Annotated in this window: 10 protein-coding genes; 2 read left to right on the top strand and 8 right to left on the bottom strand. The window is 62.5% G+C overall.

The window, feature by feature from the left end; translation table 11 throughout:
- Positions 1–5: 5 nt before the first annotated feature.
- Complete coding sequence (locus tag AC1RDQ_RS26730) at positions 6–869, top strand: methyl-accepting chemotaxis protein (RefSeq protein ID WP_408003798.1); 864 nt, start codon at positions 6–8, stop codon at positions 867–869.
- Between the two features lie 161 nt (positions 870–1,030).
- Here the strand turns inward: AC1RDQ_RS26730 and AC1RDQ_RS26725 are convergent, their stop codons facing one another.
- The 6 genes from AC1RDQ_RS26725 to AC1RDQ_RS26700 form a co-directional block, all read right to left on the bottom strand.
- On the bottom strand, positions 1,031–2,404 hold the full coding sequence (locus tag AC1RDQ_RS26725; protein ID WP_090453004.1) for a DUF1329 domain-containing protein: 1,374 nt from the start codon (positions 2,402–2,404) through the stop codon (positions 1,031–1,033).
- Positions 2,405–2,538: 134 nt separating this feature from the next.
- Positions 2,539–4,494, bottom strand: a complete 1,956-nt coding sequence (locus AC1RDQ_RS26720) for a DUF1302 domain-containing protein (protein WP_492588589.1) — start codon at positions 4,492–4,494, stop codon at positions 2,539–2,541.
- 60 nt (positions 4,495–4,554) lie between these two features.
- A complete protein-coding gene (locus tag AC1RDQ_RS26715; protein WP_492588587.1) occupies positions 4,555–5,844 on the bottom strand; it encodes a phospholipase in 1,290 nt (429 codons plus the stop codon).
- 239 nt (positions 5,845–6,083) lie between these two features.
- Positions 6,084–7,652, bottom strand: coding sequence for an FGGY-family carbohydrate kinase (locus AC1RDQ_RS26710; protein ID WP_492588585.1), 1,569 nt, complete (start codon positions 7,650–7,652; stop codon positions 6,084–6,086).
- A 20-nt stretch (positions 7,653–7,672) separates the two neighbouring features.
- A complete protein-coding gene (locus tag AC1RDQ_RS26705) occupies positions 7,673–9,268 on the bottom strand; it encodes a glycerol-3-phosphate dehydrogenase/oxidase (protein ID WP_492588584.1) in 1,596 nt (531 codons plus the stop codon).
- A gap of 5 nt (positions 9,269–9,273) precedes the next feature.
- Positions 9,274–10,869: an FAD-binding oxidoreductase gene (locus tag AC1RDQ_RS26700; RefSeq protein ID WP_492588583.1), complete on the bottom strand. Its 1,596-nt coding sequence runs from the start codon at positions 10,867–10,869 to the stop codon at positions 9,274–9,276.
- Positions 10,870–11,079: 210 nt separating this feature from the next.
- On the opposite strand from AC1RDQ_RS26700, the gene gliR reads away from it, so the two are divergent.
- Entirely contained in the window at positions 11,080–12,108 is a 1,029-nt protein-coding gene (gliR, locus tag AC1RDQ_RS26695; protein WP_492588582.1) for an AraC family transcriptional regulator GliR, read from the top strand.
- Positions 12,109–12,134: 26 nt separating this feature from the next.
- On the opposite strand, the gene AC1RDQ_RS26690 is transcribed toward gliR, so the two are convergent.
- A complete protein-coding gene (locus tag AC1RDQ_RS26690; RefSeq protein WP_154910464.1) occupies positions 12,135–12,503 on the bottom strand; it encodes a glyoxalase superfamily protein in 369 nt (122 codons plus the stop codon).
- Between the two features lie 236 nt (positions 12,504–12,739).
- On the bottom strand, positions 12,740–14,197 hold the full coding sequence (locus AC1RDQ_RS26685; protein ID WP_492588580.1) for a D-aminoacylase: 1,458 nt from the start codon (positions 14,195–14,197) through the stop codon (positions 12,740–12,742).
- Between the last annotated feature and the right edge of the window lies 1 nt (position 14,198).

The following is a 14,198-nucleotide window of genomic DNA, read 5'->3' as shown; positions in this document are numbered from 1 at the left end:
CGCGCATGGGCGTGACCCTGCGCGACTTGATCAGCGGCATCCGCGACGGCGTGACCCAGATCGCCAGCGCCGCCGAAGAGCTGTCGGCCGTGACCGAGCAGACCAGTGCCGGGGTCAACAGCCAGAAAGTCGAGACCGATCAGGTCGCTACCGCCATGCACGAGATGACCGCCACCGTGCAGGAAGTCGCGCGCAACGCCGAAGAAGCCTCGCAAGCTGCTGCAGCGGCGGACGGCGAAGCCCGTGAAGGTGACAAAGTGGTCAACGAAGCCATCGCCCAGATCGAGCGCCTGGCCAGCGAAGTGGTGCGCTCCACCGAAGCCATGAGCGTGCTGCAACAGGAAAGCGACAAGATCGGCAGCGTCATGGACGTGATCAAGGCCGTCGCCGAACAGACCAACCTGCTGGCACTCAATGCCGCCATCGAAGCAGCCCGTGCCGGTGAAGCCGGTCGTGGTTTTGCGGTGGTGGCCGACGAGGTCCGCGGCCTGGCCCAGCGCACGCAGAAATCCACCGAGGAAATCGAAGGCTTGGTGGCCGGCCTGCAGAACGGCACGCAACAAGTGTCCGCCGTGATGAACAACAGCCGCGTCCTCACCGACAGCAGCGTGGCCCTCACCCGCAAGGCCGGCGAGTCACTGGAGAACATCACCCGCACGGTGTCCAACATCCAGTCGATGAACCAGCAGATCGCCGCCGCTGCCGAACAGCAAAGTGCCGTGGCGGAAGAGATCAGCCGCAGCATCATCAACGTGCGCGATGTGTCCGAGCAGACCGCTGCGGCGAGCGATGAAACCGCCAAGTCCAGCATTGAACTGGCGCGGTTGGGTGGTCAATTGCAGCAGATGGTGAGCCACTTCCGCGTCTGACCGTACACCGTCGGTAATTGAAAGGCCCATTCGCGGGCAAGCCCGCTCCCACAGGTAGAGAGTCGAACACAGACTCTGTGAACGACCCAAAACCCTGTGGGAGCGAGCTTGCTCGCGATTGCGTTCTCACAGACCGCATCTGAAAGGGTGTGCTGCGCGGCTTACCGCGTCCCGCGCTGGCGCAATGCCGACGGCATGAAGTACGCGTCTTCGGGCACCGGTTGGGCAAAGTCCACTGTGCCCGGCTCTTCGTTATCCAGGTTCTGCACGTAGTAACGACGCGCCTGCAAGTCATGGAATACGTCCAGCGCACTCCAGGTGGTGGGCAGGTCGTAGAAGTTTTTCAGGTAGGCCATCGACACCCGCCACAACTCCCCTCGCCCGTCATATTGATCCACCAATGCGGCGCCCCAACTGTCCTCGTCAAGAAACAGCACGCGCTTGGAATAGATATGCCGCGCGCCCGGCTTGAGCGTGCCTTCGACCACCCAGACCCGATGCAGCTCATAACGGGTGAATTGCGGGTTGAGGTGGCCCGGCGTGAGCAACTGCTCGTACTTCACCTCAGGGCTGCCGACTTTGTAATTGTTATAGGGAATGTAGACCTCTTGCTTGCCCTTGAGCTTCCAGTCGTAGCGGTCTGGCGAGCCGTTGAACAGGTCCGTATCGTCCGCCGTGCGCAGGCCGTCGGATGAGGCGATCGGGGTGTCATACGCGAGGTTCGGCGCCCGGCGCACACGGCGCTGGCCCGCGTCGTAGACCCAGGCCTGACGCGGGTCCTTGAGCTGGTCCAGGGTCTCGTGAACCAATGCCGCACCGCCCGCCAGACGGGCCGGGCTCTTCACGAACGCCAGGTAGTAGAACAGGATGTTTTTCAGGTCGGCAAACTGCCCGCTCGGGCGGTAATAGTTGAAGAGCCCCTCCTGCTGCGAGGTCACGAGCGCGAAGCTGCCGTTGCGTTGTACCGGCGCTTCGGAGGCACGACGGACCACATAGATGCCGCGATAACGGGTGATGTGGTTCCACAGCACCTCGATGCCATCCTTGGGCACCGGGAACGGCACACCGCCATAGGCATCGTCAAAACCGGTGCCGCCATCGAGCAGCTTGGCCGAGGTCGCGTTTTTCAAGGTGTTGTCATACAGCCACTGCGGCGCCGCGCCCGAGCGGCGAGAGGGATAGACCGGCATCTGGAAGGTGTCGGGGTAGCTGTTGAACAGTGCGATCTGACCCGGGCTGAGGTGGGCCTTGTACTGTTCAAGGTTGGCCTTGGTGATGGTGAACAGGGGCTTGTCCGCCGCATACGGGTCCAGGTGATGCTGGCCCGGCTTGTAGCCCGCCGGTGCCTGAGTGATGCCGCCGTTCCAGGCCGGAATGGTCCCGGCCGCATTGCCGGCACGCTCGGCCCCCAGCGGTGTCAGCGTGGTCTTCAATTGCTCGGCCTGCTGGGGCGAGATCGCGGCCAGCGCGCTGCCGGCGGCCAGGCTCAGGAGCAGCGCCAGCGTGGTCTTGGTCAGTCGTGAAGTGTGAAACATGATCGTTCTCCGAAGTACAAAAACCTGTGGGAGCGGGCTTGCTCGCGAAGAGGGCGGCACATCCAGCACAGATGTCGCCTGATTCACCGCTTTCGCGAGCAAGCCCGCTCCCACAATGGGTCTGCATGTAGCAATCAAAGGAAGTACTTGAGGTTGAAGCCGACGTTGTCGCGGTCACGCAGGCCGTTGTCCTGCCCACCGCCGTAGAACTCGGTGTATTGCAGCTCGGCCTCCAGCTTGTTCTGGTAGTTGGCCTTGATCCCCAGGGTGTAGGCCTTGCGGCCCTCGATGATGTTGCCCGCCTGGTAGCTGTTGCCCTTGAAGTCATCCTTGTAGACGACATAAGGCGAGACGTTGACCCCGGCATACACGTCGTTCCAGGTGCCGTTGAGCATCGCGGTGTAGCTGTAGGAGTTGCGGTTGACCTGATCGCTGCGTTCGCCGCCGGACACATAGGAAAAGTTACCGGTGCCAGCGTAGTAACGGGTACTGCCGTCATACGCGGTGTATTGCAGGCTGCTGCCGCGCAGGTGCTCGGACGCCAGCTCGAACACGCCGAACATCGAGTCGAATGACAGGCTCGGGCCAAAGTTGTAGATGGTGCCCACGGATGTGTTGAACGCTTCCACCCGCTCGGCGTTATTGATCTGGCTGTCGAGCGTGACCTGCTGCCCGCCGATGTTGATGGTCTGGCCGCCTGCCGCTGCGGCGGCGCCGTTGGCCAGGTCGCCGATCAGGTCGTTGGTGGCGGCGACCCCGATGGGCAGGTTCGGCCGATAGGCCACTTCGCCGAAAACCGACGCCTGGCCCAGGGTGGTGTTGAAACTGAAGCCGTACATGCGGATGTCTTCGGCGTAGCGCCGATGCGCCTGAATATTGCCCAGCACATCCATGGTCGCCAGGCCGTTGGCCAGTTGCCCCGCCTGGCTGCCGGCAACACCGGCCAACAGGTTGGTCAGGGCGTTCATGTCGATGCCCTTGTACCCACCCAGATCGGCGGAAATGGTCGGTTCCTTGGCGTGGTAGTTGACCATGTACAACCCGAACTCGGTGCTGTTGAGCTCTTCTACGATGTAGCGAAAAGCGAAACCGAATTGGCCGTCGTTGCGCGCGTTGTAATCCTTGCCAACCGAGGCCACTTTGACGGTGTTGCCAAAGGCCGGGGTGACCCCGTTGGCGTACAAGCCGGTGGTGCTCAGGGCCTGGCTGAGCAGCGGGTTGTTGCCCAGCGCGCTGTACAGATCGATCACGTTGCCGAAGCCAGGCACCGGGGTGTCCAGGGCGGTACCGGTAAAGTTGTTGTAGGCGGTGTTGCCGCCGTCGGCGAACAGGTCCGTCTGCGAGTAGAACGTGCCGACCGGGTCGATGCGGGTTTCCTTCCAGTTCGTCTGGTAAAAGCTTTCCATGGTCAGGCTGTCGGTCAGGCCGATGTTGAAGCTCAGCGCTTCCACCGGCACCAGCACTTCCTTGACTTCAGCCCCGGGCAAACGGTATTTGGCCGCGTCCACCGGGTTGGTGGTGTTGACCCCGCCACGGTAGAAAATCCCCTCACCCCAGTTGAACACCTGGCGCCCGACACGGGCCGTGACTGGTATCTGCGCAACGTCCCAGTTGCCATAGAGGTAGGCATCGAGCATCTCCACCCGGCTGCCGGCGATATCGCGGGTCTGGTCAGTAAAGTGGTCGTCCTGCGGGAAACTCTGACTGGGTTGCGACGGGTTGTTGTTACGGTAGTAATCGTTGCGCTTGTCCATCAATTGGGTGTCATAGAACGCGGTGCCGCGCACGAACATCCCGTAGTTCTGATAGTTGGCCTCGAGCTCCGAGGTGATCTTGTACACCTCGGAAACCAGCCCGGTGTCGAAGTTGCGATTGCCGTCGTTGGTGTTGACGTCGTCGTTGTTTTTGTCCCGCCCCTGGACCCGCCACAAGCGGCCATAGGACAAGGTACTGTCGAATGAACCGGTGATCTGGTTGTCCAGCACGCTGAACTCCTTGGCCTGCACGCCGTCGACCGCGCACAGTTGCAGCAGCCCTGCCAGGCCCACGCCGGGAAGCGCCGCGCCAGACAGGCGAAATCGAGTGCTCATGATCCTTTCCTCTTTCCCTGGTTTTATTGTTTTTGTGTTCTGAAACTGTGGCTGCGATGGCTATGGCGCCAATCCCGCACGGGCGTAAATCCGGCTGTGGGCGCCGAAATTTCCCAGCAGTTTGAACAGCTGCCGGTTGAGTGCCGGATGGTCGAAGTCTTCGCGCTGCAGCTGATTACCGCTGCTGAAATCGCTGGTGGTCGGTGCCGTGTCCAACCACTGGCCGATGGCTTCATCAAACGCCGCGGATTCGTCGACGGACTCGGCACTCACCACTTCGCGCAGGTAGTTCACTGAGTACGGCGGATAACGGCCGTCCTGTGCAGAGTCGGTATAAGCGTCGAGCATCGGGTGTGCATGGCCGGCGCGCAGCAGGCGACGAAGCCAGGTCGACTGATACTTCTCCACTTCCATGTGTCGGGTGGCGACCCGTTCGATGGCGGTATGTTTGTCCGCATCGAAGCCGGCCAGAGCCTTGCCTTCCAGCACCAGCAGGCTCGCCAGTTCGACACCGGGCAGCGGCTTGGCGTGATAAGGCTGGGTCAGGTCCTGAACGTGGTGCAGGCCCCAACCGAGAAATCGATAGCCCCAATAAGGATGGCCAGTGGCAAACGCCAGTCGCGCCAAGCCCATGTACTGGTAGGCGCGCCAGTCCGGCCAGCTGCGCTGAAGAAACCCGGCAGCGGCGTACACCACCGGGCTTTCATGGAAGAAGCCCATATGGAACGGTGCCTGGGAGCTGTACTGAAACCGGGCGTCGCCGAAAGGCTGCGGGCCGAAGCCGTACAACGCGCCGACTTCGCCGGGGTTGTCACTGAACAGGTTGATGTCGTGGCCGTAATCCGGCTCATCGGCAGCGCTGGCCAACACGGCCAGGGGCGCGACTTGTTCGTGGTCAGCGACAACGATGAAGCGCTGGCGATTCCACGGTGAAAGCGTCTGTTGCACCATGACTTGTTCGGCCTTGAGGTGTTCACACTCGGGCAGATCCTTGCCCGGCATCGGCTGGATGACCATCGCCAGATGAATCCCGGGGTTGATGCGCAGTGCGCTGAGGAAGTCATGGCGCAGATTGCCCCCAGGCACGACTGGCAATCGCAGGTTGTCGGGGCGCGGCGGGTATTGGGCGAAGTGCTCGCGGGCGAAGCGCTCCTGCTCATCGAGCAGCGCACTCACGGCCTGGTATTGCTGCGAAAGAAACTGTTCCAGCGGCTCGACTTCGACCTGTGGCGCATCACGCAAGGCCGGCAAATCCTGCAACGCCAGGTAGCTGCCCACCGTATGGTTCGACCAGCCCCAGGCTGTGGGGGCCGTTGCACAAAGCAGCAACAGGAGGAATGTCAGCTTCATTGCTTGGTTCTTATTGGATGTGCTGTGGGGGTTGAGCCTAACAACCGACCCTGCCCCTGACACTGTCCAATCTCACCAGAAAAGGTCTCCGATAGCGCCACATGAGGTGACATGAAATCACCCCCGGACATTGTAGGAGTGAGCCTGCTCGCGATAGCGGTGGGTCAGCCAACAGTTACTTTGACTGACACACCGCTATCGCGAGCAAGCTCGCTCCCACAGGGTTCCCGGGTGTTTTCCTAAGCGGGGTAACCGGTAATTTTGCGGATGCTCTGGTACAGCGGCTTGAGCTGTCGATACATGCGCAGGTAGACCTCTTTGTACAGTCGCTCATAGATCTGCTGCGCTTCGGGTTGCGGCATGAATACCGCACCGACCCGGGTCATGGCGGCCATCGCCGTGGGGAAATCCGCGTGCAGTCCCAGCCCCACCGCGCAGCAAATGGCCGCGCCCAGGCCGGACGCTTCGTAGACATGCGGACGCTCGGCCGGCAGGCCGAAAATGTTCGCCGTGAGTTGCATCGCGGCATCACTCTGGGAGCCACCTCCGGCGACGCGCAAGCGCGTGATGGAGACCCTCGAACGTTTCTCGATCTTCTCCATGCCCTGACGCAAGGCATACGCCAGACCTTCGAGGATCGCCCGGTAAATGTGTGCGCGGGTATGCACGTCGCCGAAGCCGATCATCGCGCCCTTGGCTTCGACACCCGGCTCGCGGATACCGGGCGACCAGTAGGGTTGCAGCATCAACCCCATGGAGCCCGGCGGCACGGCGTCGACCAGCGCATCGAAGAGTTGCTCGGGCTCCACACCCTGGGCTTTGGCCTGCTGCATTTCCCGCAGACCGAACTCGTTCTTGAACCAGCTGACCATCCAGTAGCCGCGATAAATCATCACCTCGCAGTTGTATTGATCCGGTACCGCAGACGGGTAAGGCGGAATCAACGGAACGATTTCCAGGTAGCGCGACCGGGTGCTGGTGATCGTCGCCGTGGTGCCGTAGGAAAGGCACACGGTGCCTGGGTCGACGACGCCGGAACCCACGACTTCGCAGGCCTTGTCGGCACCTGCGGCGATCAGCGGCAGCCCCTCGGGAATGCCGGTGTGGCGGCTGGCCTCGGCGCTGATGTAGCCGAGGGTTTCACCGGGCTTGTGCAGGCTCGGAAGTTGTTCGGGACGCACCGCCAGCGCCTGCCATTTCCAGTCGGCGGGGGCGGCCCAGCGCAAGCGCTTGAAGTCGAACGGCAGGTAACCGACGCAACAGCCCACCGAATCGACAAAGCGCCCACACAGGCGATGGGTGAGAAACCCCGAGAGCAGCAAAAACTTGTCGGTCGCCGCCCAGACCTCAGGCTGGTGGCGGGCGATCCAGTTGGCCTCGGCCTGGGTGCGAAAGTAGTCCACTGTGGCTTGCGCGCCGACCAGTTTGAACAGCCAGCCCCACGGTCCCTTGATGCCGCCTTTGACTTCGGCCTGGCGTTGATCGAGCCACAGGATCGCCGGGCGCAGCGCCTTGCCCTGAGCATCGACGTTGATCACTGTGCCGCGCTGGGTGGTCAGGGAAACACCGGCGATCTGTGAACGATCGATGCCGGTTTGCTGCCACAACTGCTGGCAGGCCTCACCCAGTTTTGCCCAGTAATACTCCGGGTCCTGTTCGGCCCAGCCGGGTTGAGTCGAGTAATAGGCCTGCAACTCGACCTTGCCTTTGCCCAGCAGATTGCCCTGCAGGTCGAAGAGCAGCGCGCGCACGCTCTGGGTGCCATTGTCGATGGCCAACAGGTAACGCTTGTTCGGGTGGTTATCCATGGAGCTCTCTTCAATGGGCATCAATGCGCGGCATCCGGCAAACCATGATGGCGTTGCCACAACGCCCGATAACGCTGTAATTCCTGCTGCCAATGCTCATCGTCCCAACCCAGTCGCGGTTGGCAGAGTTGGCGAATGGCAGCGAAATAATCCTCGCCACCGCGCGGCAGCAACAGGCCCAGGCGGGTTCGGCGCAGCAGCAAGTCATCCAGGTGCAGGACCATTTCCCCACCGCAGGCAACGGCCAGCTCCGCCCACAAGGTGTCAGTGCCGCCGACGGTGTCGTGGCCGAGTTCGGCGATCAGTTGCGCCAGCCTCGGCAGGTCACGGCCATGCCGCCCGGCCAGGCGTCGCCACTGGCTGACGCTGAGCCCAGGGATCGCCAGCGGCGGCACGACGGCAAACACCGGCGCGGCGTCATCAACGAACGGACGATTGAGCATGGCTGCGCAGGCCTTGAGCACTTCAATCGCCTGCGGGCGAAAGGTGGTCAGCTTGCCGCCGGCCAGGGTCACGCAACCAGGCTCCTGCCACAGCACATGCTCACGGGTTTCATTCGACGGCTTGTCTTGATGCTCACCCGCCGCACTGCCCACCACCGGGCGCACGCCCGACCAGGTCGACAGCACATCGGCGGCGACCACCTCGGCCTGGGGGAACTGTTGGCTGCAGGCCGCCAGCAGATAGTCGAGCTCATCAAAGCTGATGCTCGCACTCTGATCCAGATCGCCGTGATGATCGAGGTCCGTGGTGCCGACCACCGTGGCACCCTCCCAAGGGAAAACGAACACCGGTCGACGGTCGCGCTCGTGCAGGAAGGTGAAGGCTTGCGCCACGGGCAAGCGCCAGCCCGGCAACAACAGATGACTGCCACGCAACGGCCGCAACTGGCGAGGGGCATCGGGCAGGCGCAAGCGCTCGGCCCACGCGCCGGTGGCCACGGCCAGCGCACCGCAACGCAATGTCAGTAACCCGCCCCCTTCGCAGTCTTCGACCTGAACCCCGCAAACGCGCCCCTCTTCACGCAGCAATTGCTGTACGCGCACGCCGTTGAGCACCACGGCGCCATCGGCCCGGGCCTCGCCCAATACACGCATCACCAGACGGGCATCATCGGTCAGCGCATCGACAAAACAGGTGCCGCCCAGCAGGTCATCTTCCTTCACCCCGGGCGCCAGATAACGCAGTTGTTGCGCGTCATGGAAGTGATGGCTGCGCCGCCCGGCCAATGCGTCATAGATGGACAGCAAACCACCCAGCACCCGCGGTCCGGGAAAACCGCCACGGTAATGCGGCATCATGAAACTCATCGGCTCCACCAGCCCCGGCGCCTCGTCGAGCAGGCGCTGGCGTTCGCGGACTGAGTCGCGGGTCAGGCGCCACTGGCCCTTGGCGATGTAACGCAAGCCGCCATGGACCATTTTCGAGGAGCGGCTGGAGGTGCCCCAGGCGAAATCGCGCTGCTCCAACAGCAGGCAACGCCACCCTCGGCGCGCGGCTTCGCGCAGGATGCCGGCGCCGCTGATGCCGCCACCGATGACGATCAGGTCCCAGGTTTCATCCGCCAGCGTCGGCAGCACTCGCTGTCGCCACGCCGCGTTCCAGTCCAGGCTCATGGCCGTCACTCCTGCAACAGCGTGCCAGGGTTCAGTCGCCCGGCCGGATCAAAGTGCCGACTCAGTGCCTGCAGGGTGTCCATCGCCAGCGCGCCCTTCTCCCGCCGCAGGTACGGCGCGTGGTCCTTGCCCACGCCATGCTGGTGACTGATGGTGCCGTGGTTGTCGACGATGGTCTGGCTGGCCGCCTGCTTGAGCGCCTGCCAGCGCGCCAGGGTGGCGGGGTAGTCGGCCGCCGGGCGAAACACATAGGTGGTGTAGATGCTCGATCCTTCGCCATAGACATGGGAAAGGTGGGTGAAGACATGCACCCGCTCGCCTTCGGCAGCCAAGGCGTCGCGCAGGCTGTTTTCGATCAGCGTGAGCAGGTTATCGACGTTGCTCCAGTCAGTGGCGGTTTCCAGGGTGTCCACCACGTAACCGGCGTTCCACAGGTTTTCCCGCAGGTAGGGAAAACGAAAACGGTTCTGCGCCCACTTCTTGCCGAGCAAGGTGCCGGTAAACACCCCGCCGAACGCCTTGAGGTGCTGCCGGGCCTGGCGCAGGGACAGCGCATTTTGTCGACGATTGCCGGTAACACCGAACGTCAGCAGGCATTTGCCCGCACCGACGCCGCGCAGGGCCAGGTACTTTTCCAGCCAGGCGATCTGCTGCGGGTGACCGGCCAGCGCCAGCTGGGTTTCGGTTTCCACCGCGTTGGACAGACGCAGCATCGACAGCGGTACCCGCGCCTGGGCCAACTGGCGGATGGCTTGCAGCGCCTTGGGCCAATCGGGCAGAAACACACCATAGAAACGCTCATCGGCGGGCAGAGCGCTGACCCGTACCTTCACCTCGGAAATGATCCCGAAACGGCCTTCACAGCCCAGCACCACTTCGCGCAAATCAGGACCGGCCGCCGAAGCCGGAAAAGATGGAATTTCCAATGGACCGGCAAAGGTTTCCAGGGTCCCGCCGGCGAACAGTTGCTCGATCCGCCCATAGCGCAGCGACTGCTGACCACTGGAGCGGCTGGCGACCCAACCACCCAGGGTCGACAGCTCCCACGATTGCGGGAAATGCCCCAGGGTGTAACCACGGGCGCGCAACTGACTTTCCACCTGCGGTCCGCTGGTGCCAGGGCCGAACGTGGCCATCAGGCTCTGTTCGTCGAGGTCCAGCAGGCGATTCATGCGGGCCAGGGAAACCGTCACCACCGGCCGCGCGGAACTCGGCGGGTTGATGTGACCGGCCACCGAGGTGCCACCGCCATAAGGAATCAGGCACAGATCCTGTTCATGGGCGAGCAACAGTAACCGGCGAATCTGTTCAGCGTTCACGGGATAGGCCACGGCGTCGGGATAATTCCCCAGCGCGCCTTCACGCAACGCCAGCCAGTCCGGCAGGCTCTGCCCTCGCGCATGCAGCAAACGATCTTGGGCATCCACGCTGTACAGGAAGTGTTGCTGCAACCGCGACGGGGGCACGCGGGCCAATGCTGTCTCAAGCGTCGCATCGGGCAGCGCTCGACCGTCTCCCACCCGCTGGGCGAGAAAACTCGCGCCCTGGGCCGGCAGTTCGACCACCGTGGTTGCATCTCCCCAGCCGTTCCAGCGTCGCATGCGTGTGTCCTTTTGCGGTTCTGATCAGTGATATTTCAGGCCCCCATACTAGTCAGCCGCCGAAAAGTGTCACGGTCGCATCCGGCCAGTTCGAGTAGCCAATTGAGTCAAACGTCGCGCAGGCGTCAGCCATTTACTTTAGCCGTGGTTTCAAATTACCTTTCAGGGCATTCATCCGCGCACGCGGGCCTTGATCAAAGGAATACGATCATGCAATCCCTGGGCTTCACTTCAGTTCCGCCGCTGCTCAAATACCTGCGTCATGCCGAACAACTGGGCATGGCCATCGAGCCTGCGTTGGCGGCTGCCGGGTTGCAGGCACAGCAGTTGAGTGACAACAGCCTGCGGTTGCCGGGTGAGGCCCATGAACGGCTGCTCGATTATTTCTGCGAACACTCGGGCGATGCGTTGTTCGGTCTCAACGCCGCGCGTTTTGTGTTGCCCAACTCCTGGAGCGTGCTGGGCTACATCACCATGAACTGCGCGACACTGGGCGACGCCATGAGCCGCATCATGCCGTTCGAGAAGCTGGTGGGAGACATGGGCGTCAGCCGCGCCGAGGTGCAGGGCAGCGACGTGCACCTGATCTGGTCATGCCGCCATCAACGCCCGCGAATTCGCCGACACCTGGTGGAAAACGTGCTCGGCTCCTGGCTGCAATACGCACGCTGGATCGCCGACACGCAAATGTCACCGGCTGCCGTCTGGCTGGAACATGCCTGTCCGGCCGACACGACGCTGGCACAGTACGAGCAGTTCTTCGACTGTCCGGTACTGTTCGACCAACCATATTCGGCGCTGATTGTCCCTTTGCCGTATTTGCAGTTGCCATTGCGCCAGGCCGATGCGCAATTGCTGCGCACCCTGGAAGAACATGCCCAGGGGTTGATGGCCACACTGGAGGACGCTTCGCTGGAACAGCGGGTCAAAAGCATCCTGCGAAAATTGCTCAAGGAAGGTCTGCCGCGCAAGGAGCAGGTGGCCGAGCATCTCGCGGTGTCAGTGCGCACGCTGCAACGCCAGCTGCATCAGGCCGGTACGTCGTACCAGCAGATCCTCGATGACCTGCGCCAGGAGCTGGCCGAGCATTACCTGCTCAACAGCACCCTGCCGATCCAGGACATCGCCCAGTACCTGGGCTTCTCCGAGCCCCGCTCGTTTCACCGCACGTTCAAAAGCCGGCGCGGGATGCCGCCCGGCGAGTTTCGCCAAACCCACCGGGTGCCGAACGAAGGCTGAAGGCTTAAACCTGAGGGGCTGAAGGCTCAGAGGCTGATCGCGTTGGTGAACACCAACCGATTGCCGAACGGGTCGGCGATGGTCATGTCCTGGCTGCCCCAGGGCATGGCCTGAATCTGCGGATGGGAAAACCTGTATTGCTTGGCCAGCAGTTGCTGCTGAAACTTCTCCAGCTCATCCGTCTCGATCCGCAGCGCAGACCCCGGTGTGCTGTCGCCATGGTGTTCGGACAAGTGCAGCACACATTCGCCACGGGAGATTTGCAGGTACAGCGGGTAATTCGCTTCGAATCGATGTTGCCAGTCGATCTTGAACCCCAGGAAATCGACGTAGAACTCCACTGCCTTGGCTTCGTCGAAAATACGCAGGATCGGAGTTGTTTTGCCGAAGCTCATCGGGTTGCTCCCAGACAATGAAAGACCTGCAGGAGCGAGTTTGCTCGCGATGGTCGTTAACGATGACGCGTGTCTACTGGGTAAACGCTGCGCCCTATCGTCCATCGCGAGCAAGCTCGCTCCTACAAAATACGTAACCGAACCGCAATGATAGCCGGGCCTGTTGTCAGCAATTCGGCGCGGAAATGCCATTCTTTAGTTTCAAAGTGCCATCACTGTGACACAGTCCTCGAAACTCACTGAAAACCCGTGCGCAAATCCCCTTCCCGGGCCAGAAACCGTCCTTCCCTGCGCCCGTTGGCCTGGCCATCACGGTAACTCAACACACCGTTGATCCATACCCCTTCAATGCCCTCCGCAGCCCGCTGTGGGTCGTTGAAGTCGGCGACATCACGAATGGTCGCCGGGTCGAACAACACCAGGTCCGCCCAATGGCCTTCGCGTATTTCACCGCGCGCCTTCAAGCCGAAGCGCGCCGCCGACAGCCCGGTCATTTTGTGCACGGCGGTGTGCAGCGGGAACAGTCCCACGTCGCGGCTGAAATGTCCGAGCACCCGAGGGAATGCGCCCCACAAGCGTGGGTGCGGAAACGGATCTTCCGGCAAGCCGTCGGAGCCGACCATCGACAGCGGATGCGCGAGGATCCGACGGACATCCGCCTCATCCATTCCGTAGTACACCGCACCGGCCGGTTGCAGTTGGCGAGCGGCCTCCAGCAACGGCAGATTCCATTCGGCGGCGATGTCCATCAGGTCGCGGCCGCCCATCTGCGGATGCGGGGTCGACCAGGTGATGGTGATGCGGTGGGCATCGGTCACCTGCTTGAGGTCCAGGGTCGAAGAGCTCGCGGCGTAGGGATAACAGTCGCAACCCACCGGGTGGGTCTTCGCTGCCTCTTCGAGAGACGCCAGCAGCTGCGGACTACGCCCCCAGTTACCGGCGCCGGCGCATTTGAGGTGAGAGATGATCACCGGGCTTTGCGCATGGCGACCGATCCGGTACGCCTCGTCCATGGCCTCCAGCACCGGTTCGAATTCGCTGCGCAAATGGGTGGTATAGACCGCCCCGAACGCGGTCAATTCTTCGGTCAGTTGCATCACCTCATCGGTCGATGCCGAGAAGGCGCTGGCATAGGCAAGGCCGCTGGAAAGGCCCAGGGCGCCGGCCTCAAGGCTTTCGCGCAGTTGCTCGCGCATCGCGCTGATTTCGTCTGCCGTGGCGGTGCGAAACAGGTCGTCCAGATGATTGCTGCGCAACGCCGTATGACCGACCAACGCGGCAACGTTCAGCGTGGTGTTCGCCGCTTCGACGGCCACGCGGTAGTCGCGGAAGGTCGGATAAACGAACGCAGCGGCCGTGCCCAGCAGGTTCATCGGGTCCGGCGGATCGCCGCGCAAGCTCACTGGCGACGCACTGATCCCGCAGTTGCCGACGATGACCGTGGTCACGCCCTGGCTGAGCTTGGGCAGCATCTGCGGCTGACGAATCACCACGGTGTCGTCATGGGTGTGCACGTCGATGAAACCCGGCGCCAGCACATGGCCCTGCGCGTCGATTTCCTCGCTGGCACGGGCATCGCGCAAGACGCCGATACGCTCGATGCGCCCGTTGAGAATGGCCACGTCGGCGGGGTATCCAGGGCTGTTGCTGCCGTCGATGATCAGGGCGTTGCGAATCAGCGTGTCGTACTGCATG

Source organism: Pseudomonas sp. GW823-FHT02E01 (assembly GCF_058797535.1).
Note: the sequence above shows the minus strand (reverse complement) of the source record. Positions and strands in the feature narration are given on the sequence as shown.